The sequence below is a fragment of the Pseudomonas laurylsulfativorans genome (assembly GCF_002906155.1).
In the GTDB taxonomy this organism is placed as follows: domain Bacteria; phylum Pseudomonadota; class Gammaproteobacteria; order Pseudomonadales; family Pseudomonadaceae; genus Aquipseudomonas; species Aquipseudomonas laurylsulfativorans.
In genome coordinates this window covers 307177-329309 of record NZ_MUJK01000005.1, presented here as the reverse complement: position 1 = coordinate 329309, position 22133 = coordinate 307177, and the positions used below count along the sequence as shown (strand labels likewise).

The 22133-nt window shown below is 60.1% G+C and carries 21 protein-coding genes; 9 read left to right on the top strand and 12 right to left on the bottom strand.

Annotation, left to right across the window (positions count from 1 at the left end):
- Positions 1 to 28: 28 nt before the first annotated feature.
- The gene (lpdA, locus tag B0D71_RS18310) at positions 29 to 1429 is read right to left on the bottom strand and encodes a dihydrolipoyl dehydrogenase (RefSeq protein ID WP_103396015.1); all 1401 of its coding nucleotides are present in this window, start codon (positions 1427 to 1429) and stop codon (positions 29 to 31) included.
- Positions 1430 to 1645: 216 nt separating this feature from the next.
- Here lpdA and hflK (B0D71_RS18305) point away from each other — a divergent pair, with 216 nt between their 5' ends.
- The 5 genes from hflK (B0D71_RS18305) to cfaB all read left to right on the top strand — a co-directional run bounded on the left by hflK (B0D71_RS18305) (position 1646) and on the right by cfaB (position 9005).
- A complete protein-coding gene (gene hflK, locus B0D71_RS18305; RefSeq protein WP_103396014.1) occupies positions 1646 to 3604 on the top strand; it encodes a protease modulator HflK in 1959 nt (652 codons plus the stop codon).
- Positions 3601 to 4644: a protease modulator HflC gene (hflC, locus tag B0D71_RS18300; RefSeq protein ID WP_103396013.1), complete on the top strand. Its 1044-nt coding sequence runs from the start codon at positions 3601 to 3603 to the stop codon at positions 4642 to 4644. The genes hflK (B0D71_RS18305) and hflC overlap by 4 nt, the downstream gene beginning before the upstream one ends.
- Entirely contained in the window at positions 4641 to 5699 is a 1059-nt protein-coding gene (gene hflK, locus B0D71_RS18295; RefSeq protein ID WP_103396012.1) for a protease modulator HflK, read from the top strand. The genes hflC and hflK (B0D71_RS18295) overlap by 4 nt, the downstream gene beginning before the upstream one ends.
- Entirely contained in the window at positions 5696 to 7603 is a 1908-nt protein-coding gene (locus B0D71_RS18290; protein WP_103396011.1) for a heavy metal translocating P-type ATPase, read from the top strand. Before hflK (B0D71_RS18295) ends, B0D71_RS18290 begins: the two co-directional genes overlap by 4 nt.
- Positions 7604 to 7820: 217 nt before the next feature.
- Positions 7821 to 9005 carry a C17 cyclopropane fatty acid synthase CfaB gene (cfaB, locus tag B0D71_RS18285; RefSeq protein ID WP_103396010.1) on the top strand — a complete coding sequence of 395 codons (1185 nt, stop codon included), beginning with the start codon at positions 7821 to 7823 and terminating at the stop codon, positions 9003 to 9005.
- On the opposite strand, the gene cls is transcribed toward cfaB, so the two are convergent.
- Positions 9002 to 10441 carry a cardiolipin synthase gene (cls, locus tag B0D71_RS18280; protein ID WP_103396009.1) on the bottom strand — a complete coding sequence of 480 codons (1440 nt, stop codon included), beginning with the start codon at positions 10439 to 10441 and terminating at the stop codon, positions 9002 to 9004. The genes cfaB and cls overlap by 4 nt on opposite strands.
- A gap of 132 nt (positions 10442 to 10573) precedes the next feature.
- On the opposite strand from cls, the gene B0D71_RS18275 reads away from it, so the two are divergent.
- Positions 10574 to 11095 carry a DUF3617 domain-containing protein gene (locus B0D71_RS18275; protein ID WP_103396008.1) on the top strand — a complete coding sequence of 174 codons (522 nt, stop codon included), beginning with the start codon at positions 10574 to 10576 and terminating at the stop codon, positions 11093 to 11095.
- 90 nt (positions 11096 to 11185) lie between these two features.
- Here B0D71_RS18275 and B0D71_RS18270 read toward each other — a convergent pair whose 3' ends face one another.
- From B0D71_RS18270 to B0D71_RS18235, 8 genes are all read right to left on the bottom strand, one after another.
- Positions 11186 to 12073, bottom strand: coding sequence for a His/Gly/Thr/Pro-type tRNA ligase C-terminal domain-containing protein (locus tag B0D71_RS18270; RefSeq protein ID WP_103396007.1), 888 nt, complete (start codon positions 12071 to 12073; stop codon positions 11186 to 11188).
- Between the two features lie 31 nt (positions 12074 to 12104).
- Positions 12105 to 13442 carry a dihydroorotase gene (locus tag B0D71_RS18265; RefSeq protein ID WP_103396006.1) on the bottom strand — a complete coding sequence of 446 codons (1338 nt, stop codon included), beginning with the start codon at positions 13440 to 13442 and terminating at the stop codon, positions 12105 to 12107.
- A gap of 2 nt (positions 13443 to 13444) precedes the next feature.
- A complete protein-coding gene (locus tag B0D71_RS18260; RefSeq protein WP_103396005.1) occupies positions 13445 to 14005 on the bottom strand; it encodes a gamma carbonic anhydrase family protein in 561 nt (186 codons plus the stop codon).
- On the bottom strand, positions 14002 to 14877 hold the full coding sequence (locus B0D71_RS18255; RefSeq protein WP_103396004.1) for a metal ABC transporter substrate-binding protein: 876 nt from the start codon (positions 14875 to 14877) through the stop codon (positions 14002 to 14004). Before B0D71_RS18255 ends, B0D71_RS18260 begins: the two co-directional genes overlap by 4 nt.
- Before the next feature lie 11 nt (positions 14878 to 14888).
- Positions 14889 to 15755 (bottom strand): metal ABC transporter permease, encoded by an 867-nt coding sequence (locus B0D71_RS18250; protein ID WP_103396003.1) that lies wholly within the window; start codon positions 15753 to 15755, stop codon positions 14889 to 14891.
- Positions 15755 to 16423 (bottom strand): metal ABC transporter ATP-binding protein, encoded by a 669-nt coding sequence (locus tag B0D71_RS18245; protein ID WP_103396002.1) that lies wholly within the window; start codon positions 16421 to 16423, stop codon positions 15755 to 15757. The genes B0D71_RS18250 and B0D71_RS18245 overlap by 1 nt, the downstream gene beginning before the upstream one ends.
- Positions 16420 to 17316 (bottom strand): GTP cyclohydrolase FolE2, encoded by an 897-nt coding sequence (folE2, locus tag B0D71_RS18240; protein WP_103396001.1) that lies wholly within the window; start codon positions 17314 to 17316, stop codon positions 16420 to 16422. The genes B0D71_RS18245 and folE2 overlap by 4 nt, the downstream gene beginning before the upstream one ends.
- 205 nt (positions 17317 to 17521) lie before the next feature.
- Positions 17522 to 17899 (bottom strand): glutamine synthetase, encoded by a 378-nt coding sequence (locus B0D71_RS18235; protein ID WP_103396000.1) that lies wholly within the window; start codon positions 17897 to 17899, stop codon positions 17522 to 17524.
- A gap of 143 nt (positions 17900 to 18042) precedes the next feature.
- Here B0D71_RS18235 and zigA point away from each other — a divergent pair, with 143 nt between their 5' ends.
- Positions 18043 to 19248, top strand: a complete 1206-nt coding sequence (gene zigA / locus B0D71_RS18230) for a zinc metallochaperone GTPase ZigA (protein ID WP_103395999.1) — start codon at positions 18043 to 18045, stop codon at positions 19246 to 19248.
- Positions 19249 to 19263: 15 nt separating this feature from the next.
- On the opposite strand, the gene B0D71_RS18225 is transcribed toward zigA, so the two are convergent.
- The gene (locus B0D71_RS18225) at positions 19264 to 19620 is read right to left on the bottom strand and encodes an NADH:ubiquinone oxidoreductase (protein ID WP_103395998.1); all 357 of its coding nucleotides are present in this window, start codon (positions 19618 to 19620) and stop codon (positions 19264 to 19266) included.
- 27 nt (positions 19621 to 19647) lie between these two features.
- Between B0D71_RS18225 and B0D71_RS18220 the strand changes: the two genes are divergently transcribed.
- Entirely contained in the window at positions 19648 to 20619 is a 972-nt protein-coding gene (locus tag B0D71_RS18220; protein ID WP_103395997.1) for a CobW family GTP-binding protein, read from the top strand.
- A 4-nt stretch (positions 20620 to 20623) separates the two neighbouring features.
- Here the strand turns inward: B0D71_RS18220 and B0D71_RS18215 are convergent, their stop codons facing one another.
- Complete coding sequence (locus B0D71_RS18215) at positions 20624 to 21037, bottom strand: DUF3301 domain-containing protein (protein ID WP_103395996.1); 414 nt, start codon at positions 21035 to 21037, stop codon at positions 20624 to 20626.
- Positions 21038 to 21156: 119 nt separating this feature from the next.
- Here B0D71_RS18215 and pdxY point away from each other — a divergent pair, with 119 nt between their 5' ends.
- A complete protein-coding gene (pdxY, locus tag B0D71_RS18210; RefSeq protein ID WP_103395995.1) occupies positions 21157 to 22029 on the top strand; it encodes a pyridoxal kinase PdxY in 873 nt (290 codons plus the stop codon).
- The last annotated feature ends 104 nt before the right edge of the window (positions 22030 to 22133 follow it).

Below are 22133 nucleotides of genomic sequence, written 5' to 3'. Positions count from 1 at the left end.
TAGACCAGGCAGCCAAGCCTTTCGGGTCTTACATCTGTGTAGCCATCCCCGCCACATCCATCGCCGCCTGACGCAAGGCCTCGGAGCGGGTCGGGTGTGGGTGGCAAGTCAGCGCGATGTCTTCGGCCGAAGCGCTGAACTCCATGGCCACGCAATACTCACCAATCATTTCACTGACGCTGGGGCCGACCAGATGCACGCCAAGGACTTCGTCCGTGCGCTCATCGGCCAGCACTTTGGCGAAGCCTTCGGTTTCATGGTTGATCTTCGCCCGGCTGTTGGCGGTGAAGGGAAACTTGCCGACCTTGTACGCCCGGCCTTCAGCCTTGAGCTGTTCTTCGGTCTTGCCGACGCTGGCCAATTCCGGCTTGGTGTAGACCACGCTGGGGATCAGATCGTAGTTGACCTCGCCGGCCTTGCCGACGATCTGCTCGACGCAGGCCATGGCTTCGTCCTCAGCCTTGTGGGCGAGCATAGGTCCTGAGGTCACGTCACCAATCACCCAGACCCCAGCGGCTTCGGTGCGATGGCCCTTGTTGGCGAGCATGCCGCGTTTGTCCGTGGCTAAGCCGACGTTCTCCAGGCCCAGGCCCTGTGTATAAGGTCGGCGCCCGATGGCCACCAGCACGTAATCGGCTTCCAGCAGCTCGGCAGTACCGCCAGCGGCAGGCTCGATGCTCAGTTGAACGCCGTGGGTGGAGCTGGTGGCGCTGGTCACTTTTGAACTCAATTTGAAACTCAAGCCTTGCTTGCTCAGGGAGCGTTGCAGGGTTTTGCCGGCTTCGATGTCTACGCCGGGACAGATCCGGTCGAGAAACTCGACCACCGTTACCTGCGCCCCGAGACGTCGCCATACCGAACCCAGCTCCAGGCCGATCACGCCAGCGCCGATCACCACCAGATGCTTGGGCACCTCGGTCAGTGCGAGGGCGCCGGTGGAGTCGAGGATGCGTTTGTTATCGATGTCCACGCCAGGCAGGGGAGTGGGCTCGGAACCGGTGGCGATGATGATGTCCTTGGCGCTCAGTTGGGTCTTGCCGCCGGCGCTATCGGTCACCGTGACTTTGCCCGGGCCGTCGATGTGGCCCCAGCCCTTGATCCAGTCGACTTTGTTTTTGCGGAAAAGAAACTCGATGCCCTTGGTCAGCCCGGTAACGCTTTCATCCTTTTGCTTCATCATTTGGGCAAGGTTGAGGCTGGGTTTGACGTCGATCCCCAGGTTGGCGAATTCCGCGCCCATGGCCGCGTCGTACAGTTCGGAGGCATGGAGCAACGCCTTGGATGGCATGCAACCAACGTTCAGACAAGTGCCGCCGAGTGTGGCGCGTCCTTCCACGCAGGCTGCCTTCAGACCCAGTTGTCCGGCGCGGATTGCCGCGTTGTAACCGCCAGGGCCTGCGCCGAGTATCACGACGTCATAACTGCTCATGGATCTGTACTCCTGGATCGAATGGGAAAGGGATCGTTAAAAGTAGTTTCTGAAGAAAATTACGATCGTAATATGTGCGTTGTACAGCATTTCGGTCAAGGCTTCAGGTAAGCGACAGGTTGGGCATCTTTAGATGGCGCGCTTGAGCACGGAAATTTCACCACTTTCGTTATATCGTAACGAATTGCCATGTAAGCGAAGACTCTCTGGGGTGGTATGCAAGTCGATCTCGATGTTGATGAAACGCCGTTAGCCGGGTTGCCGCGTTTCCAGCAGGCGTTCATTCAAGGGCGGCGTTTGCGCAAGTTCGCCACCGGTGCGGGCGTACTCGCAACGGTGGGTGTGCTACTGGCGTTTTTTGCCGGGCTGTTTGCGTCGCAAACACTGTGGCCAGCGTTGCTATTGAACCTGAGCGCGGCGTTGCTGGTGTTGATGGCGGGCCTGCAATCGGCCTGGTGGGTGGCCAGGTGGCGTGCCCGCGCCATGAATCCCACCGTGCCCGAGGTCGCTGTCGACGAATCTTTTGCGCCTTCGGGATGGTATGAACGCTTACTGGACCGCATCAGCCGGCAATCGCAGCACCTGCTCGGGCAAATCGGCGCGCCGACGCTATGGCTTGGTGGCTGGGCATTGTTGGCATTGTTGGGTGTGGAACAGGTCTGGAATCTCGCGTTACCCCCGGCAGCACTTGGCCTGGCGGCCACTGTCGGTGCTGCGTGCTCCTTGCTGTTGGCATTCGGCCTGTTGGTGATGGAGCGCCATCTGGCGCAGGAAAACCCCGCGCAATGGCCTGAAGCCGCCGCGTTGGCGCAATTGACTCGCGTGGCGATCATCAGCCTGGTACTCGGTGCCTTTTGTCTGTTGTTTGCCGATGAAGCGTCGGTATGGCCCGTACGCCTGGCGGTGTTGATCGGATTGTTGCCGGGGCTGGTGGCAGCTGAGCTGTTGCTGCGTGCGCTTTTGTCATTGTTCAGCCCACGCCGCGAGCGCCTTGAGCCGGAGCTGTTGGCGCGTAGTTTCGTCGCCGACATGCTGCGCTGGCCACCCCAGCCATTGCTGGCTTTGCAGCACGAATTGCATAACCGCTTCGGCATCGATCTGCGGCAGATCTGGGCGTTTACTTACATGCGTCGGGCGTTGCTGCCGGTGTTGGCGGTGGTGTCGCTGGTTGGCTGGTCGCTGACCGGCATTCACGAAATTGCCCTGCAAAGCCGTGGTATCTACGAGCGATTCGGCAAGCCGGTAGAGGTGTTTGGCCCCGGTTTGCATATGGGTTTGCCGTGGCCACTGGGCCGGGTGTTGAGCGTCGAGAATGGCGTGGTTCACGAACTGGCTACCAGTGTCGGTGATACCTCGGCTCCCGCCCAGTCAGACCCGGCCGAAGGCCCGGCCCCGGCGATTGCCAATCGCCTGTGGGACGCCAGCCATGTAAACGACAAATCCCAGGTGATCGCCAGCAGTCGGGCAGACAAGCAGAGCTTTCAGATCGTCAACATGGACGTGCGCTTCGTCTATCGCATCGGTCTGAGTGATCAGGCGGCGTTGGCCGCTACCTATAACAGCGCCGATGTGCCGATGTTGATTCGTAGCACCGCCAGCCGAATCCTGGTTCACGACTTCGCCTCGCGCACCCTCGACGGTTTACTGGGCGAGGACAGGGTAGGGCTGGCCGAAGACATCGGCCGCGCCGTCCAGGCTGACCTGCAAAAACTCGACAGCGGCGTGGAGATTCTCGCCACGGTGGTCGAGGCGATTCACCCTCCGGCCGGTGCAGCCAATGCCTATCACGGTGTGCAAGCGGCGCAGATTGGCGCGCAAGCCTTGATCGCCCGGGAACGTGGCGCCGCTGCCGAAGCCACCAACCAGGCGCAGTTGCAGGCCAGCATCGCCCGCGATCAGGCGACGGCCAGTGCCCGCGAAATCAAAGCCGGCGCCCAGGCTGCGGACCTGAATTTCAACGCCGAGCAAAAAGCCTATGCCAGTGCGGGCCAGGCCTTTGTGCTGGAGCAGTATTTCAGCCAGTTGTCCCAGGGTTTGGCCAACGCCAAATTGTTGGTTCTCGATCATCGACTGGGTGGCAGCAGCAATGCGCCGACCATCGACCTCCGTACGTTCACGCTGCCGGTTGACCCTGCGCCGTCGCGTAAAACCGCTCAGCCAGGAGCTGCCAATTGAACCAGTCCCATACCCACGATCACGATGACCACGCCGGCCACGATCACGGCCATGGCGGGCATCACCACCACGGCCATCACCATCATCACCACGGCGATCCTCAGGAGGCCGGTCCATTCCCATGGCGTCGGATGGGGTGGGCGGCATTGCTGGTGGCGTTTGCAGTCGCCGCCGCGAGCCTGGTGCAGGTGCGTTCGGGGGAAGCCACGGTGATCACGCGCTTCGGCAACCCTTCACGAGTCTTGCTGGAACCGGGACTGGGCTGGCGCTGGCCTGCACCGTTCGAGGCGGCGATCCCGGTGGATCTGCGACTGCGAACCACGTCCAGCGGTTTGCAGGATGTCGGCACGCGGGATGGTCTGCGCATCATCGTCCAGGCCTATGTGGCGTGGAAGGTGCAGGGCGACCCGGACAATGTGCAACGTTTCATGCGCGCGGTGCAGAACCAGCCTGATGAAGCCGCGCGGCAGATTCGTACCTTTGTTGGCTCCGCACTGGAAACCACCGCCAGCAGTTTTGATCTGGCGAACCTGGTGAATACCGATGCCAGCCAGGTGCGCATTGCCGATTTTGAAGCACAACTGCGCAAGCAAATCGATCAGCAGTTGCTCACCACTTATGGCGTACGCGTGTTGCAGGTCGGCATCGAACGGTTGACGCTGCCTTCGGTGACGCTCACCGCGACGGTCGACCGGATGCGCGCCGAGCGTGAAACCATCGCCACTGAGCGCACGGCCATCGGCAAACGTGAAGCCGCGCAAATCCGTTCCGCCGCCGAGCGTGATGCGCGAATTGTGCAGGCCGATGCCACGGTGAAAGCGGCAGATATCGAAGCGCAATCCCGCGTCGAAGCGGCGCAGATTTACGGTCGCGCCTACGCGGGATCGCCTCAGCTCTACAACTTGCTTCGCTCACTCGACACCCTGGGCACGGTGGTGACGCCGGGAACCAAGCTGATTTTGCGCACCGATGCTGCACCGTTCCGGGTGTTGGTTGACGGTCCGCCGAGCCTCGACAATAAGTCCGGATCGCAGCCATGAGTTTGGTTCCACGTGGAACAAATGAGTTGAGCGGCCCCTGGATTCAGGCCGGGCGATTGGCGTTTATTGCCCTGTACGCGGTGACGGTGCTGGCGGCGTTGGCGTGGGCGTTTTCCAATGTGCGGCAAATCGATCCACAAAACCGCGCCGTGGTTATGCATTTCGGTGCGCTGGATCGTATTCAGAATGCCGGGCTGTTATTGGCCTGGCCGCAGCCCTTTGAACAGGTGACTTTGTTGCCAGCCGCGGACCGGGTCATCGAGCGGCGTGTGGACAGTCTGTTGCGCAGTGATGCCGCGATACAGGCAGATCGCGTGGCCAGTTTTGCCTCGCCCATCAGTGATGCCTTCGCGGGCTCCGGCTATCTGTTAACCGGTGATGCCGGGGTGGTGCAACTCGATGTGCGGGTGTTCTACAAAGTCACTGAGCCATACGCATTCGTGCTTCAGGGCGAACACGTGTTGCCGGCGCTGGATCGACTGGTGACCCGCAGCGCGGTCGCGCTCACGGCCGCACGGGATCTGGACACCATCCTGGTCGCTCGCCCGGAATTGATCGGCGCCGATAGCCAGGCGGCGGAGCGACGCGAGCGCCTGCGTGGTGATCTGGTGCAGGGTATCAATCAACGGCTGGCTGAGCTCAGTGCAACAGGGCAGGGCTTGGGGATCGAAGTGGCGCGGGTCGATGTGCAATCGAGTCTGCCAAGTCCTGCTGTGAACGCTTTCAACGCGGTACTGACGGCGAGCCAGCAAGCCGATAAGGCCGTCGCCAATGCGCGTACCGAAGCCGAGAAATTGTCGCAGGCCGCCAACGAACAAGCCGACCGCACGCTGCAGGTGGCCCATGCCCAGGCGAGTGAACGATTGGCCAAGGCGTCGGCTGATACGGCCACCGTGTTGAGCCTGGCCAAAGCACAACAGCAAGGCATTGATCCGCAAATGCTGCTGCGCATCTATCGCGAACGCATGCCGAAAATTCTCGGCCAGGCCGGATCGGTCACCACGGTCGATCCCAAAGACGATTCCCGCCTGATCATTCAGGGAGCTGCACAATGACCGCTCAAACCGCTGCACCGAGCCTGTTGTCTTCGGCCGAACAGCGCCGCGCCGCGCGTCAACTGACACTGGCCATGCTCGCGTTGGGTCTGCTTGCGCTGGGCTTGATCTGGCGTTGGCTGGCACCGGAGCAAACGGGTGTCAGTCAACTGCTGCTGGGTGTTGCCTCGCTGTTGGTCGCTGTACCGGTCATGCGTTCGGCCTGGTACAGCCTGCGTTATCCGAGTCTGCACGGCATCACCGACCAATTGATTGCATTGGCCATGCTGGGTGCCTGGGCTACCGGGGATCTGCTGACGGCGGCGCTGTTGCCGATCATCATGATCTTCGGCCATGTGCTGGAGGAGCGCAGCGTGATCGGCTCCCAGGAAGCCATTCACGCCCTCGGTAAACTGACCCGCAGCCACGCGCGCAAGGTGCAGGCCGACGGTTCCATCATTGAGGTCGACAACGGCACGCTCAAAGCCGGCGATCTGGTGGAGGTGCGGGCCGGTGACCGGGTGCCGGCGGATGGCCGGGTGATGTCCGGTCAGGCGAGCCTGGACACCGCCTCCATTACCGGCGAATCGGTACCGATGGAGGCGGGCGTTGGCATGTCGGTGTATGGCGGGGCGATCAATCTCGATGGTCTGCTGCGAATCGAAGTGACCCGCACTGGTCACGAGTCGACCCTCGGCAAAGTGATTGCGCTGATGCAAAACGCCGAGCGCTCCAAGCCGCCGATCACTCGTCTGCTGGAGCGTTACGCCGGCAGCTATATGGTGCTGGTGTTGCTGCTGGCGGCCGTGACCTGGTTCATCACCAACAATGCTCAAGCGATGCTCGCGGTATTGGTGGCGGCCTGTCCTTGTGCGCTGGTGTTGTCGGCGCCGGCCACGGCAATTGCCGGGGTGGCGGTGGCGGCACGCCACGGGATTCTGATCCGCAGTTCCGCATTCCTCGAAGAGTTGGCGGACCTGACTTCGCTGGTGGTCGACAAGACCGGGACGCTGACCTTTGGCACCTTGCGCCTGCAATCCATCGACAGTCCGCTGGAGGATCGCAGCCATGTCCTGAAACTCGCCGCCAGCCTCGGCTCGGCCAGCAGTCATCCGGTCAGCCGTGCGCTCGCGGGGTTGGTGACCCAGGAGCATTTTCTGCTGCTTTCTGACATTCATGAGCGCCAGGGTCTGGGCGTGGTAGCGATGACCGAGCAGGGCGAAGCGGCACTCGGCCGACCGGAATTGTTTGCACAACTGGGCATCAGCACTACGGCGGTTCCCGATCACGACGGACCGATTGCCGGGCTGGCGCTCAACGGCGAATTCCTCGCCTGGCTGTTGTTGGCCGACAGCGTTAAACCCGAGGCGCAGTTTGCCTTGGGTGAATTGCGCGACCTCGGATTGGGTCGTCAGTTGTTACTCACCGGTGATCGGCGCAGCGTCGCGCAATCGCTCGCCCGGGATGTCGGGATCAGCGACGTCGAAGCGCAAGCGTTGCCCGAGGACAAACTGAATCGCGTGCTAAAGGAAATCAACAGCGGCTTCCGGCCGATGGTGGTCGGCGATGGCATCAACGACTCCCTGGCCCTCAAGGCTGGCGTGGTCGGTGTGGCCATGGGGGCAGGCGGCGCAGATATCGCCCTGGCATCGGCCGACATCGTGTTGATCGGCAGTGACCTGCGCCGGCTCGGCACCTGCGTGCGTCTGAGTCGGCAGTGCCGCCAGACATTACAGGTCAACGTGATCATCGGCCTGGGCTGGACCTTGGCCATTGTGGTCTTCGCCGCGTTCGGCTGGCTCGGTGCTGCCGGGGCGATGATTGCGGCGTTGTTGCATAACCTCAGCACTTTGTTGGTATTGGGCAATGCCGGTCGTTTGCTGCGGTTCCAGGAACCACTGCTCAAAATCAAGGACGAAGCCTGAAGTCGAATGCTCTAAACCAAGCAATCACGGGGTTTCAATTTTTTAGAACTGTGCGCCCGGTTCGTAGTCATTGGAGATGAGGGCACATCATTTTGTGCATTGGCGGCGGCCGGTTCTGGCGCAGCGAATCATTGGAAATGGCTATTAATTCGATAGCCAGCTATTTTTCATAGATGGTCTACCCTCTGTTCAGACGTCTGAAACAAGGGGGTTATCCATGCTCGCGCAACTACCACCGGCCTTACAGAATCTGCAATTACCGCTTCGCCTGAGACTCTGGGACGGCCATGAATTCAACCTGGGGCCGACGCCCAGTGTCACGATTGTGGTCAAGGACCCACAAATGGTCACCCAGTTTACCCATCCAAGCCTGGATGCCCTCGGTGCTGCATTTGTCGAAGGCAAACTGGAACTTGAAGGCTCCATCAGCGATGTGATTCGCATCTGTGATGAATGGAGCCAGGCGTTGCTGAACGAAGACGACGACAATCAGCCTGTTCGTAGCGCCCACGACAAAGAGATGGACGCTAAGGCGATTTCCTACCACTACGACCTGTCCAACGAGTTCTATCAACTGTGGCTCGACAGCGACATGGCGTATTCCTGCGCTTATTTCGAGACCGGCAGTGAATCGCTCGAACAGGCCCAGCAAGCCAAGTTCCGTCATTTGTGCCGCAAGCTGCGCCTGCAGCCTGGCGAATATCTGCTGGATGTGGGTTGCGGTTGGGGTGGATTGGCGCGTTTTGCGGCGCGCGAGTTTGGCGCGAAAGTGTTCGGTATCACCCTTAGCAATGAACAGTTAGCCTTGGCCCGGGAACGCGTAAAAGCGGAGGGCCTGGAGGACATGATCGAACTGCAACTGCTCGACTATCGCGATCTGCCACAGGATGGCCGTTTCGACAAAGTGGTCAGTGTCGGCATGTTCGAACACGTCGGCCACGCCAATCTGGCCGAGTACTGCAAGACCCTGTTCGGCGCGGTGAAAGAGGGCGGACTGGTGATGAACCATGGGATCACCGCCAAATACAATGATGGCCGTCCGGTGGGTCGCGGTGCCGGTGAGTTCATCGAGAAATATGTGTTCCCTAACGGCGAACTGCCGCATTTGTCGATGATCTCTGCCGAGATCAGCGAGGCCGGGCTGGAAATCGTCGACGTCGAAAGCTTGCGCCTGCACTACGCTCGCACGCTCGATCACTGGAGCGAACGCCTGGAGGACAACCTCGAAACGGCGTCCAGACTCGTACCGGAACAAGCCCTGCGCATCTGGCGACTGTATCTGGCGGGTTGCGCTTATGCGTTTGCCCGCGGCTGGATCAACCTGCACCAGATTCTCGCGGTGAAGGCCCATGCCGATGGCAGTCATGAACTGCCATGGACCCGCGACGATATCTATCTCTAAAGAATCGGTGAAATAAGCCGGGCGACCCGCATGCCGACCTGTTGGATGCGGCGGGTCTCCCGGCCTTCTTCTTTGGCGATTTCGTGGGCGTTGGCGAAGTCATCGTTGAGCATCTGTTCCACCTCGGCGGCAAAAGCACTGTCGACGGTCAGCAACATCACTTCGAAATTCAGCCGGAACGAACGGTTGTCCAGGTTGGCGCTGCCAATGGCGCTGATTTCACTGTCGATCAGCACCACTTTCTGGTGCAGGAAGCCGGGTTGGTAACGGAATACCCGCACGCCGGCGCGCACAGCTTCGAAGGCATAGAGGCTGGAGGCGGCATAGACGATTCGGTGGTCGGGCCGGGACGGCAACAGCAGGCGCACATCCACACCGCGCAGTACCGCCAGGCGCAAAGCAGCGAACACGGCTTCGTCGGGGATGAAGTACGGGCTGGTAATCCATACCCGTTCTGTCGCCGCATGGATGGCTTCGACAAAGAACAGAGAACAGGTTTCGCAGGCGTCTGCCGGCCCGCTGGCGAGCAACTGGCACAGCACGCCGTCTTCCGGATAAACCTCGGGCAGGATCAGTGGCGGCAGTTCACGAGCAACCCAGAACCAGTCTTCGGCGAAAGACTCCTGCATGCATGCCACTACTGGCCCGCGCACTTGCACGTGGGTATCGCGCCAGGGGGCCAGGGGCGGTTTCTCGCCCATGTATTCGTCACCGACGTTGTGCCCGCCAACGAAGCCGAGAATGCCGTCCACGACCACTATCTTGCGGTGGTTGCGAAAGTTCACCTGAAAGCGATTGAACCAGCCACTACGGGGGCCAAAAGCTTTGACCTCGACCCCGCCATCACGTAAGGCCTGCACATAACCCTGGGGCAGGGAGTGGCTGCCGATTCGGTCATACAACAGATAAATCGCCACGCCTTCGGCGGCTTTCTTCAATAGCAAAGTCTGCAGGCGTTGGCCAAGGCGGTCGTCGTGAACGATGAAAAACTGGATCAGCACGGCTTCTTTCGCCTGGCTGATGGCCGCGAAAATGGCCTCGAACGTCGACTGGCCATTGATCAACAGTCGCATCTCGTTGTTGGCCAGGCAGGGCATGTGTCCCAGCTTGGGCATCGCTCTGAGTGAGGCGTATGCAGACGAAGCGCGAGCAGTGAGTGCTTCTTCCACCCAGGGTCGCCAGTTGAGTTCGGAAACGGCCTTGCGCATCTCCTCGTTCGCCTGCCGCCGGGCCTTGATGTAGCCATCAAAGGTACTGCGGCCGAACATCAGGTACGGGATCAACGTGAGATAAGGGATGAAAAACAGCGACAGGGCCCAGGCGATAGAGCCTTGGGCGGTACGGACGGTCAACACGGCGTGTATGGCCGCGATCATGCCCAGCGAGTGCAACAGGGCGATGGTATAACCGAAAATATGCGGTCCGAAGTAATCCATGGGGGCTGCCTTGCTCCTGAAGATTCAGTGCTTAACAGACCATGTTCCGTGCAGAATGTCGCTAATTAATTGGGCCATGAACCGAAGCCTGCGGCTGACGTCTAACGGCCACTACTGATCAGGAGTTACTCGATGAACGTTCGTCTGCTGGGTTTGGCCATGGCACTGGGTTTGGCACTTCCTGTGGCGGCTCACGCGCAAATGCTGCAACCGGGATTGTGGGAGCTGACCACGAGCAACATGAAGGTCGATGAGCAGAATATGCCGGACCTGCAATTGATCCTCGGCCAGCTCCAGAGCCAGATGACTCCTGAGCAGCGTGCAATGCTGGAAAAACAGGGCATCACCATGGGCGGCAAAGGGATCCGGGCGTGCTTGACCCCAGAGCAGGTCAAGACCGATAACATTCCGCTGACCGATCCGCAGTCGGGCTGCAAACAGGAAATCACCGACCGCTCTGGCAATCAGTGGAAATTCCGCTTCAGCTGCCCGAAAGCCCAGGGTGCGGGCGTGGCGACTTTCCTCAGTGATCGCGAATTCACCACCAAGGTCAACGGGACGTTCAACGCCACCGGTATTCAGCAGAAGGGTAGCCTCGAATCCCGCGCCGTTTGGTTGGGGCAGGATTGCGGCACTGTGAAGCCAAGAGCTTAAAGGCTTCGCGAGCAGGCTCGGCTCCCACAGGGGGATGTGTGATCGACACACAGTCAATGTGGGAGCGAGCCTGCTCGCGAAAGCGTCAGTTCAGCCGCCCAGAATCCCGGGCTGACTCAGCCACTCACAAGCCGCCTCAACAGCCATCCGGCCAAAATCCTCCCCCGTGCGACTGCGCACACTGACAAACCCCCCAGCCTGTTCTTTTTCACCAACCACCACCAGGTAAGGCACGGTCTGGCTGTGCTGGCGAATCTTGTAGCGGACTTTTTCGTTACGCAGGTCGGCCTTGGCGAGCACGCCCCGTTGGCGCAAGGAATCGGTCACTGCTTGAGCATAAGTCGCCTGACGGTCATCCATGCTCACGACGACCACGTGCGGTGGAACGCTCCACTGTTGCAGTTCCTGGTGGCTGGACCAGCAGGTGCCGTAGATACGTTGTTGCAACGTGCCGCTGATGTGATCGAGGGCAAACGCCTGCAAGACTTTGGTGGTGGGGACATGCGGTCCATGGCTCTGGTACTCGGTGTCCCCCAGCCGGTACAGCGACATCTCTTCGCGATGGGGTCGACGGCGGATAGAGTGATTGGTCGCTGCCAGTGATTGCATGCGCGCTTCGATGAGGGGCAGGTCTGCCGGAGTCAGGGGGCGCTCGACGGTAAACTCGTAAAAGAAACCATCGCCCAATTCCTTGCCCGCGCGCATTTGCGCATGCGGGTGGAGTTGCTTGACCGCCATGGCCAGCATCAAGGCACAGGAGCGGCGCAAAATCTCCAGGCCGTCCGGCTCCCGGGGGGTGACAATGTTGACCCGGGCATCCGCCTCGATTATGTATTCGCAGTCCACCAGTACACCATTGACTCGGCCCGCTACGGCTGCGCTGGCCAGGTCAGGGCCGATGCTGGCGGCCACCTCATGTACGGACAGCGGTTGGTCGTACTCACGCAATGAACCATCGGGCAGGGTGATCTGGATCATGGTCGGCGTACTCACGTGCTTCTAACGAGCTTTATCGCATGAACCGTAGGGGCAAACCCTGGCAGCTGTCATTTAGACGTTTGTCGTGCCAGGCCATTTGCCCCGACACGATCGTGGTGCTGACACTGTGCCGAAAGCTGCGGGGGGCGAAGGGTGTCCAGCCGCATTGCGACAGGATCGGTTGCATGGAAACGGCAACGCCGCCGGGTTCGGGCTTGATCAGCACCAGATCTGCCCAATAGCCTTCTCGAAGATAACCGCGATCGGGAATGGCGAACAGGTCCGCGACACGGTGGCTGGTTTTGGCCACCAGCGTGGTGATTGGCAAAATCTGCTCGGCAACCAGTTCCAACAGCGCGGGTAGTGCATGTTGCACCAGGGGCAGACCGGACGGTGCCTGCCAGTAAGGCTGTTGTTTTTCCGACCAGGTGTGCGGCGCGTGGTCACTGCCGATGATGTCCAGCCGGTTGCTCGACAGTGCCTGGCGCAGGGCATCGCGGTCAGCTTGTGTCTTGATCGCCGGGTTGCATTTGATCAGGTTGCCAAGGTCGGGATAATCGCGGTCATCGAACAGCAGATGATGCAGGCAGACTTCAGCCGTAATGCGTTTGTGCGGCAGCGGCTTGTCCTCGAACAAGGCCAGTTCCCGAGCCGTTGTCAGGTGCAGGACGTGCAGGCGCGTGCCATGTTTTCTCGCCAGGTCGACCGCCATTGATGATGAGCGAAAGCACGCTTGGGCATCGCGGATCAGTGGATGAGCGGCGGGAGGGGTGGAGTCGCCAAAGTGTTCTCTGAGTCTGGCCGCGTTGGCTTCGATGCTGGGCGTGTGCTCGCAGTGAGCCAGTAGCAAGGTCGGCACTTCGGCGAATAACCGTTCGAGAATGCCCGGGTCGTCCACGAGCATGTTGCCGGTGGAGGCGCCCATGAACACTTTTACCCCGGCCACCTCGCAAGGCTTGAGCGCGGCGACGGTGTCGAGGTTGTCGTTGCTCACGCCGAAATGAAAGCCGTAGTTGGCCACGGAACTGATCGCCGCGCGGCGCTTCTTGTCGGCCAGTGCTTCGAGGGTCAGGGTCGGCGGGCTGGTGTTCGGCATGTCCATGAAGCTGGTGATGCCGCCCGCCACTGCAGCCCGGGACTCGGTGTAAATGCTGCCCTTGTCGGGCGCGCCGGGATCACGGAAATGCACCTGATCGTCGATCATGCCGGGCAGCAGCCATTGGCCCTCGGCATCGATTTCCACCTTGGCGTTTTCATCGTGAATGCAGCGAGCGATTTTCACTATTCGACCGTTGCTCACCAACAGATCGCCCTCGAACTCACGGCCTTCGTTCACCAGCCGGGCATTGCGAATCAGCACGCTGCTCATGGTCAGAACTCGTTTTGCAGGGCTTTGTAGCCGCGCACCAGATCGACGTTGGTGCGCGCCACGTCTTCGGAAAACTCCGAAGCACTGACACTCACCGGCGGGTATTGCGAGAGGTCGGTGTTAGGTCCGATCCGTGTGGTCGAGGGCACGTAGAAGGCCTCGGGCAGGTCACGCCCGTCGACCACCGAGTTGTGTCGTACCACGCAACCGTCACCGACTGCGCAGTTGAACAGCACGCTGTTGAAGCCGATGAACACCCGATTGCCCACGGTGCAGGGGCCGTGCACGATCGAGCGGTGGGCGATGGAACTGAATTCGCCGATGGTCACCGCCGCACCGGATTTGGAGTGGATCACCACACCGTCCTGGATGTTCGAGTTGGCACCGATGGTGATCGGCTGCATGTCACCTGAGTCATTGACTTCGTCAGCGCGGATCACCGCGTAGGGCCCGACGAACACGTTCTCGCCGATCACCACTTTGCCGCAGATGATCGCCGTCTTGTCGACATAGGCCGACTCGGCAATCAGCGGTAAATCTCCGGAAGGATTCTTGCGGATCATGGCTTGCTCAACGCGTTGTACAGGGTGTTGAGGTTGTGCTCGAACAACCCGGTGAAGGTGCTGGCCGGACCGCTTGCCGCAAGCGCATCGGAATACAAAGTGCCGCCGATCTGCGCGCCGCTTTCATCCGCGATCTGCTTGAGCAGGCGGGCGTCCTTGATGTTTTCCATGAACACCGCCTTGACCCTGGCCTGACGAATCTGGGTGATCAGTGCGGCCACTTCGGCGGCTGAAGGTTCGCGCTCGGTGGACAGGCCTTGAGGCGCCATGAACTCGATGCCGTAGGCCTGGCCGAGATAACCAAAGGCGTCATGGGACGTCACGATCCTGCGGTTGCCCGGTGGCAGTGAGCCGAGTTTGGCCTTGGCTTCGGCGAGCAGGGCGTAGACCTGTTTCAGGTACGCCTTACTGTTGCGCTCGTAATCGGCGGTGTTCGCCGGGTCAGCGGCGATCAGCGCCTTGGTGATGTTGGCGATGTACAGCTCGGTGTTCGCCAGGTTGTGCCAGGCATGCGGGTCGGGAACGGTATCGCCGTCTTCATCCAGACTACGCGGTATGACACCGTGGCTTGCACTGATGACGGCTGCCCGGGTCTCTGTGCTCGTTACCAGGCGATCCAGCCAGGGCTCGAAACCCAAACCGTTCTTGATGATGAGCCTGGCTTTGAGCAGCGCCTTGGCGTCGTCCGGTGTCGGCTCGTAGGTGTGGGCATCCGCGTCCGGGCCGACCATGTTGGTGATCTGGACATGATCCTTGCCGACCTGTCGGGTCATGTCGGCCAGGATGCTGAAGCTGGTGACCACCTGAAGCTTTTCGGCGGCAGACAGCGACATCGACACCATCAAGCTGAACAACACGAGTAAAGCGCGCATCGGGTAACACCTCATTGGGATGTGAGCAAAGGCGGGCGGCGCAGCAAGCCATGTACCGGCCCGAACACCACGGACAACAGATATCCACCGCCGGCTACCAGCACGATTGCCGGGCCACTGGGCAGCGAGAAATAGAACGAGATTAATAAACCGAGCCATACCGAGAGGCTTCCGAGCATCGCGGCAACGACGATCAGCACCGGCAAGCGGCGACTCCAGAAGCGCGCCGCGGCGGCCGGCAACATCATCAGGCCGACCACCATCAACGCGCCGATCGCCTGGAAGCCGATGACCAGGTTCAGCACCACCAGCGTCAGAAACACGCCGTGGGCCAGAGGGCCGAGCCGGCTGACGGTTTGCAGAAAAAGCGGGTCGAGGGTGTCGAGCAACAGTGGTTTGTAGATCAATACCATGGCAATCAGACTCAGACCCGAGACCCAGAGCATGCCGGTCAAGGTCGGGCCATCGACCGCCAGCGCCGAGCCAAACAGCAGGTGCAACAGGTCCAGGCGCTTGCCGGCGATACCGAGAATCAGCACGCCACTGGCCAGGGAAATCGGGTAAATCGCCGCGAGGCTGGCGTCCTCTCGCAGGCCGGTGCGTCGGGTAATCCAGGCCGCGAGGCCCGCCATGCTCAGGCCGGCGCCGAGGCCGCCGATGGTCAGCGCCGGGAGGCTCAATCCGGCAAACCAGAAACCTAACGCCGCACCGGGAAGGATGCCGTGGGCGACGGCATCGCCGATCAGGCTCATGCGCCGCAGGATCAGAAACACTCCCAGTGGCGCCGTGCTGCATGCCAGGACCAAGCCACCGAGCAACGCCCGCCGCATGAAGACGAATTCGTGGAAGGGTTGCCAAAGATGCGCGGCAGCGATCATCAGGCCACCTGCGCTTGTGGCTGTTGGCGGATCAGTTCGAAGCTCGGGCCGAATACACAACCGCTGTGTTTGATCAGCAATGTGTGTGGGATGTGCTCGCGGACAGCGGCGAGGTCATGGCACACGACCATCAGTGTCCGGCCTTCGTGGTGCCACTCGTGTAGGTGCTTCCAGAGCAACTCTTGACCCCATTCATCGAGCGCCGCGTGGGGTTCATCGAGCAGCAGCAAAGGTGCGTCGGTCAGGCTCAAGCGGGCGAGCAGGGCACGTTGCAATTCACCGCCGGAGAGGGCCATCAAGGGCCGATCTTCCAGACCGTTCAGGCACCAGTTTTCGAGGACAGTATTCAGTCGTTGGCTACGGATCTCCGGTGACTGTTTGTTGCCCCAGAAACCGGCGGCGACCAATGCCTGAAGGCTGATCGGAAATTGCCTGTCCAGGTGTTGTTGCTGGGGCAGGAATGACACGCCGCCCTTGAGTGGAACACTCAGTCGCACTTTTCCGGCCAACGGCTTTTGCAAGCCTGCGATGACCTTCAGCAGGCTGCTTTTGCCTGAGCCGTTTGCACCGATGATAGCGGTCAGGCTGCCCCTCGGCAGTTCGAGCTCGAGCGCAGGGGTGAGAGGCTGACCCGGTGCGCCCCAGCGCAAAGCGTGGCAACCAATCATGCGACCTCCCAGTTGAAACGGCTTTCGGCCACGGCATCATGGGCGTGCAGACTTTCGGCGTGGATCACACGAATGTGGAAGGCATTGATGCCTGTGGAGCGTTTCAGGGCCAGATTCAAACGGCGTGCAGCGTCTTCGCAGAACATCAGGTTCTGACCATTGGCCAAGGCGAAGGCTTGTTCGTCGGCGCGTTTTACAGCTGTTTGTACGGCTGTGCCGAGTGCGGCTTCGGCATCGTTGATGATGGCGATCAGAGGCAAATCGTCCAAAAAATCAGCCAGCCGTACGCACAACAGTGCGCTGCTGCGTTGGCTGTGAGGTGTAGCGACGATGCCGTTCGTGGAACCCAGCCACGCTAAAACGTCAGCGTGTTGCAGTGACTTGTTGGCGAAATCGTCGACGAATTGCTGCTGAATCAACTGTCGAGAAAGGGCCGCAGAGCATGGACAGGTTGAGGAATAAGGCAGTTCGATTTTTAGTTCCACGTGGAACATCGCGTTTTTCAACCGCGCTTCGATGCTGACCGGATAGCTTTTCCAACCTGCCAATGGGCTGATCAGCGCTGGCCTTTTTAGCAACACATCGGTGTGAATGGTTAAGTGAGCGCTGCTGGAAAGCCCTTCATGGCTCTCAAGAAAACGCTGCAAAACCCGCCGCAATAAAGCCGGAGAAAGGCTTTCCTGCTCTAGCAACTCAAGCGCCAGATAGAGCCGTGACATATGAATGCCGCGCACATTGCCATCGTCGAGGCTCACGCCGGCATCGGCCTTTGCATTCAATCGTTGGCCATCAAACAAAACGGGAAGAGCAATGCCGCACATGCCCACCCACTCCAGTGGCAGGGCTTGGCGTGAGGCCTGCGCGGCGATATCCGGCAGAGTCAGCGCATTCATGAGCAGGTCCATCGTGGGAGTTGAATTACAATGTTATAGTATAACAACACATCCGACGATGCCTTTTTCATGAACAGGCTTTCATCATGCACAGACGCCACTTGCTCAACTTGATTCTGGCCAGCGCGGCCTTCGCTTTACCCTTCGGCGCGGCGGCTACGCAACAGTTAGCTCGCCTGGCAGCAGGAGCAGAAAACAGGCAGGCCTAACAGCCCGTGATCCGGCTACAGGTGAACTTGGCACTGCTGCCGCCGGAACTGGAAAAACGGTTGATCGTGGTCCAGCCGATGCGCTGGTTGTAGCCAACCCAGGTCTCGCCATCGGAGGCGATGCCGGTGAAAAACGTAAGCTGACCGTAGCGGCTGTTGGTCTGCACCCAATAGCGTTTTCCGGCTGCCTCTAAACCCCGCAGATAGATGGTGCTGCCAGCGGTGTTGACGCTGTAGGTATTGCCGTCCGCATCCACGCAGGCCAGCAGATTGGCGCTGCGAGTGCACTTGGCCAGGCTCGGGGCCTGGGCCATCGCGTCGGCAGCCGCCAGCAGGGAAAGCATGATCAATGCAGGTTTCAGGATGCTACGCATTGGGGGAGCCTCACGAAGGGAGCGGCGTTCAGCATCCTGTCCTTTGCCCTGTTGAGTAAGGGGATGGCTAATTTTTACAGTTATACTATAACATTGCTTTAGGCCCGACACCGCGACCGGGCATCCCTGTGAGGAATATGCAGATGTCCAATCGACTCCCCGTGACGGTTCTCTCCGGCTTTCTTGGCGCCGGAAAAAGTACACTTCTTAATTACATACTACGTAATCGCGATGGTTTGCGGGTTGCGGTCATTGTCAACGATATGAGCGAAATCAACGTTGATGGCACCGAAGTTCAGCGTGATGTCAGCCTTAATCGGGCTGAAGAACGGTTGGTGGAGATGAGTAACGGGTGTATTTGCTGTACGTTACGTGAAGATTTGCTGGAGGAAGTGAGTCAACTCGCCAAGGAAGGTCGCTTCGACTACCTGCTGATCGAGTCCACAGGTATTTCCGAACCGCTGCCAGTGGCGGAAACCTTCACTTTTCGCGATGAAAACGGCCAGAGCCTCAACGACATCGCACGCCTGGACACCATGGTCACGGTGGTCGATGGCATGAACTTCCTGCTTGATTACCAGGCTGCCGAAAGCCTGGCCTCCCGAGGAGAAACAATTGAGGAAGAGGACGAGCGTTCGATTACCGATCTGCTGATTGAGCAGGTCGAGTTCGCCGATGTGATTTTGCTCAGCAAGATCGACTTGATCAGCAGCCACGAACGCGAGGAACTGATCGCCATACTGGAACGGCTCAACGCCCAGGCGGAAATCATTCCGATGTCGATGGGCGTAATCCCCTTGAACAAGATTCTCAACACGGGGCGTTTTGATTTCGAAAAAGCGGCCCAGGCACCGGGATGGTTGAAGGAACTGCGCGGTGAACACGTGCCGGAAACCGAAGAATACGGCATTGCTTCGAGCGCCTACCGGGCTCGTCGGCCGTTCCACCCGCAGCGGTTCTTCAGCTTCATCGACGGCCCTTGGGACAACGGCAAGCTGCTGCGTTCCAAGGGTTTTTTCTGGCTGGCGAGCAAGCACATGGACGCTGGCAGCTGGTCCCAGGCCGGTGGCCTGATGCGCTATGGCTTTGCCGGACGCTGGTGGCGTTACGTACCGAAAAACCAATGGCCGCAGGACCCGGAAAGTACCACCGGGATCATGAAAAACTGGACCGCCGACAGCGGGGACTGTCGCCAGGAGCTGGTATTCATCGGCCAGAACATCGACTTCACGCAGCTCACGGCCGAACTGGACGCCTGCCTGCTGACCGATGAGGAAATGGCACTGGGCGTTGAGGGCTGGGGTTTGCTGTCTGATCCATTCGGCCCTTGGTACGAAGAGGCAGCCTGATCCTGAACTGGCGCTTCAAGGCTTGAGCCAGGTGCCCTGGCTCTGGGCTTCGCAGTACGGCTGCAAATACGCCGCGTCGGTGGCAACGCCGTAATAGTGAATATCCTGGCGGTAGGGCATATTGGCGACTTGGGCGTTGCTGCAGATACCAAATGCGCCGCCGGGGCATTGATCGACATACTGCACTTCGACTTTCTGCCCCGCCAGGTTCGGTTGACAGAAACCATCGGCGAAGAGCTTTGGCGGGATGTTGCGGTTCTGCTGGCACACCTGGACATCAAGCCGCTCGGCCTGGCTGTGAACCACACAAGCCTGGGCCAGCGCCTCGCCTGAAACGAGTGCCAGGAGCAACGACAAGCCAATCAACCGCATCCATCACCTCCTCAGAAATCATCGACCATGCTTCAGAGTATCCCCACTCATGTCATTGCCGGGCCGTTGGGCGCCGGCAAGACCAGCCTGATCAAGCACCTGTTGGCCCAGCGACCGGCTGGCGAGCGGTGGGCGGTGTTGATCAACGAGTTTGGCCAGATTGGTCTCGACGCGGCGCTACTGACCCGGGACGCCGATGGTATCTCACTGGGCGAAGTGGCCGGGGGCTGCCTGTGTTGCGTCAACGGTGCGCCGTTTCAGATTGGTCTTGGGCGTTTGTTGCGCAAGGCGCAACCGGATCGGCTATTTATCGAGCCCTCGGGGCTGGGCCATCCAGCGCAGTTGCTCAGGCAATTGAGCGAAGCGCCGTGGCAAGGCGTATTGGCTGTGCAGCCTTGCGTGCTGGTGTTGGATGCTCAGTCGCTCGCCGCTGGAAAACTGTTGCCGGATGCGCAACAGCAAGCGCTGAGCCATGCGGGATTACTGCTGTTGAACAAGTCTGAAGGCCTCGAGGAAGACAGTCGCCAGCGAATCGCCCGGCAATTGCCACCGAGTCCTTTGTACTGGACGCAACAGGCAGTTTTACCCTTGAGCGAGCTGCCGGGACTGAATGCCAAAGCGTTGGCTGGTGTGGATAACTTCATCGTGCCCAAGGGGTTGGCGCAGCTGCCGGCTGTCTGGAGCGATCGTGCATTGCCGATTTGCTTGAGTCAGGAACAGGACGGAGGCTGGAGCATTGGTTGGCGCTGGCATTCGAGCCAGGTGTTTGAGGCTGCCCAGGTTGGCCGCTGGCTTGAAAGCCTTGGCTGGAAGCGGGCGAAGCTGGTTATCCACAGCATTCATGGGTGGATCTCGGCGAACGCGGTGGATAACTCGGTGCTGGACTGGCAGCCCAGTGAATGGCGGCAGGATTCGCGTATCGAGCTGATTTTCAGTGAGCCGCAGAATGCAGAACGGTTGCAGAGTGAGCTGGCAGCGTGCCGATCCGAATCGGGTTAACGGCTCAAGGCCGCCACTTGGTATGGTCCTGACGCCACTGGCTCAGCTCGATCACTTCTGCGCGAGGTTTTACCACATCGACCACCGGTTCGGTTTCATCGAACGGGACCGGGTAGGGCGCCAGTTCAATCTGTGCGCTGTGGGCGCCGAACTGAGTGATGGTGCCGTTGTGGCGGGTTTCACCGGTCACGGTGAATTCGAAGTTGTACACGCGGGCCAGGCGTCGCCGCCCACTGGCATCCCTGATGAACGCGATTCTTTTCAAGGCCACGTTGCCGTCGAGCAATTCGATCCCGAGTTTGCTGCAATGCTGCTTGACCCGATCCAGCGCGCGCTCGCGCAAGCCGTGGTTATGCCAAAGCCATGCGCCGGCAGTGGCGAACAGCATCAGCACGAATATATTTCCAAGGGTCAGCATCAACAGGGTGCTCCAACAAGATAGTGTCAGCTTAACTGCGTCGCTGGTCTGTCGTACAGGCTGCGTTTAGTCGCATACTGCGCGGCTAGAATTTCAATCGTTTTACGGAAATCCACCGCATGAAACGTACACCGCATTTGCTCGCTATCCAGTCCCACGTGGTATTCGGTCACGCCGGCAACAGTGCCGCGGTTTTCCCGATGCAACGGGTCGGGGTGAATGTCTGGCCGCTCAACACCGTGCAGTTTTCCAATCATACCCAGTACGGTCAGTGGGCCGGTGAAGTGCTGGCGCCGCACCAGATACCTGACCTGGTCGAAGGCATCGCGGCGATTGGCGAGTTGGGCAATTGCGATGCGGTGCTCTCCGGTTACCTCGGCAGCGCGGCTCAGGGCCGGGCGATTTTGACGGGGGTGGCGCGGATCAAGTCGATGAATCCCAAGGCGCTGTACCTGTGTGACCCAGTCATGGGGCATCCAGAGAAGGGCTGCAGTGTTCCGGCGGAAGTCAGTGATTTTCTGCTGGAGGAGGCCGCCGCCGTAGCGGACTTCATGTGCCCGAACCAACTGGAGCTGGACAGTTTTTCCGGGCGCAAGCCGCAATCACTGTTCGATTGCCTGGCCATGGCGCGTGCCTTGCTGGCGCGGGGCCCGAAAGCGGTGCTGGTCAAGCATCTGGACTATCCCGGCAAACCGGCAGAGGTCTTCGAGATGCTGCTGGTGACGGCCGAAGGCAGTTGGCATTTGCAGCGCCCGTTGCTGGCGTTTCCGCGTCAGCCGGTGGGCGTGGGCGATCTGACGTCGGGCCTGTTCCTGGCGCGTGTGCTATTGGGTGACAGCCTGGTGGCCGCGTTCGAGTTCACGGCGTCGGCGGTGCATGAAGTGCTGCTGGAAACCCAGGCGTGTGCCAGCTACGAGTTGGAACTGGTTCGGGCTCAGGACCGGATTGCCCATCCGCGGGTGCGGTTCGAGGCGACCCCGATCAGCCTCTGATTGAGCGTTGAACCCATTCGTCGGAACGCCGCCCGGAGCAAGCGGGCCTGCTCCGGGCGGCGTTCCGACGAAGGCTTTCTAGAGAACACCATCAGCTTGCCTGA

Excerpts from the sequence above, each read along its gene's own strand:
- lpdA (WP_103396015.1), bottom strand. The coding sequence starts at position 1,429 with ATGAGCAGTTATGACGTCGTGATACTCGGCGCAGGCCCTGGCGGTTAC.
- hflK (WP_103396014.1), top strand. The coding sequence starts at position 1,646 with ATGCAAGTCGATCTCGATGTTGATGAAACGCCGTTAGCCGGGTTGCCG.
- hflK (WP_103396012.1), top strand. The coding sequence starts at position 4,641 with ATGAGTTTGGTTCCACGTGGAACAAATGAGTTGAGCGGCCCCTGGATT.
- B0D71_RS18290 (WP_103396011.1), top strand. The coding sequence starts at position 5,696 with ATGACCGCTCAAACCGCTGCACCGAGCCTGTTGTCTTCGGCCGAACAG.
- cfaB (WP_103396010.1), top strand. The coding sequence starts at position 7,821 with ATGCTCGCGCAACTACCACCGGCCTTACAGAATCTGCAATTACCGCTT.
- cls (WP_103396009.1), bottom strand. The coding sequence starts at position 10,441 with ATGGATTACTTCGGACCGCATATTTTCGGTTATACCATCGCCCTGTTG.
- B0D71_RS18275 (WP_103396008.1), top strand. The coding sequence starts at position 10,574 with ATGAACGTTCGTCTGCTGGGTTTGGCCATGGCACTGGGTTTGGCACTT.
- B0D71_RS18270 (WP_103396007.1), bottom strand. The coding sequence starts at position 12,073 with ATGATCCAGATCACCCTGCCCGATGGTTCATTGCGTGAGTACGACCAA.
- B0D71_RS18265 (WP_103396006.1), bottom strand. The coding sequence starts at position 13,442 with ATGAGCAGCGTGCTGATTCGCAATGCCCGGCTGGTGAACGAAGGCCGT.
- B0D71_RS18260 (WP_103396005.1), bottom strand. The coding sequence starts at position 14,005 with ATGATCCGCAAGAATCCTTCCGGAGATTTACCGCTGATTGCCGAGTCG.
- B0D71_RS18255 (WP_103396004.1), bottom strand. The coding sequence starts at position 14,877 with ATGCGCGCTTTACTCGTGTTGTTCAGCTTGATGGTGTCGATGTCGCTG.
- B0D71_RS18250 (WP_103396003.1), bottom strand. The coding sequence starts at position 15,755 with ATGATCGCTGCCGCGCATCTTTGGCAACCCTTCCACGAATTCGTCTTC.
- B0D71_RS18245 (WP_103396002.1), bottom strand. The coding sequence starts at position 16,423 with ATGATTGGTTGCCACGCTTTGCGCTGGGGCGCACCGGGTCAGCCTCTC.
- folE2 (WP_103396001.1), bottom strand. The coding sequence starts at position 17,316 with ATGAATGCGCTGACTCTGCCGGATATCGCCGCGCAGGCCTCACGCCAA.
- B0D71_RS18235 (WP_103396000.1), bottom strand. The coding sequence starts at position 17,899 with ATGCGTAGCATCCTGAAACCTGCATTGATCATGCTTTCCCTGCTGGCG.
- zigA (WP_103395999.1), top strand. The coding sequence starts at position 18,043 with ATGTCCAATCGACTCCCCGTGACGGTTCTCTCCGGCTTTCTTGGCGCC.
- B0D71_RS18225 (WP_103395998.1), bottom strand. The coding sequence starts at position 19,620 with ATGCGGTTGATTGGCTTGTCGTTGCTCCTGGCACTCGTTTCAGGCGAG.
- B0D71_RS18220 (WP_103395997.1), top strand. The coding sequence starts at position 19,648 with ATGCTTCAGAGTATCCCCACTCATGTCATTGCCGGGCCGTTGGGCGCC.
- B0D71_RS18215 (WP_103395996.1), bottom strand. The coding sequence starts at position 21,037 with ATGCTGACCCTTGGAAATATATTCGTGCTGATGCTGTTCGCCACTGCC.
- pdxY (WP_103395995.1), top strand. The coding sequence starts at position 21,157 with ATGAAACGTACACCGCATTTGCTCGCTATCCAGTCCCACGTGGTATTC.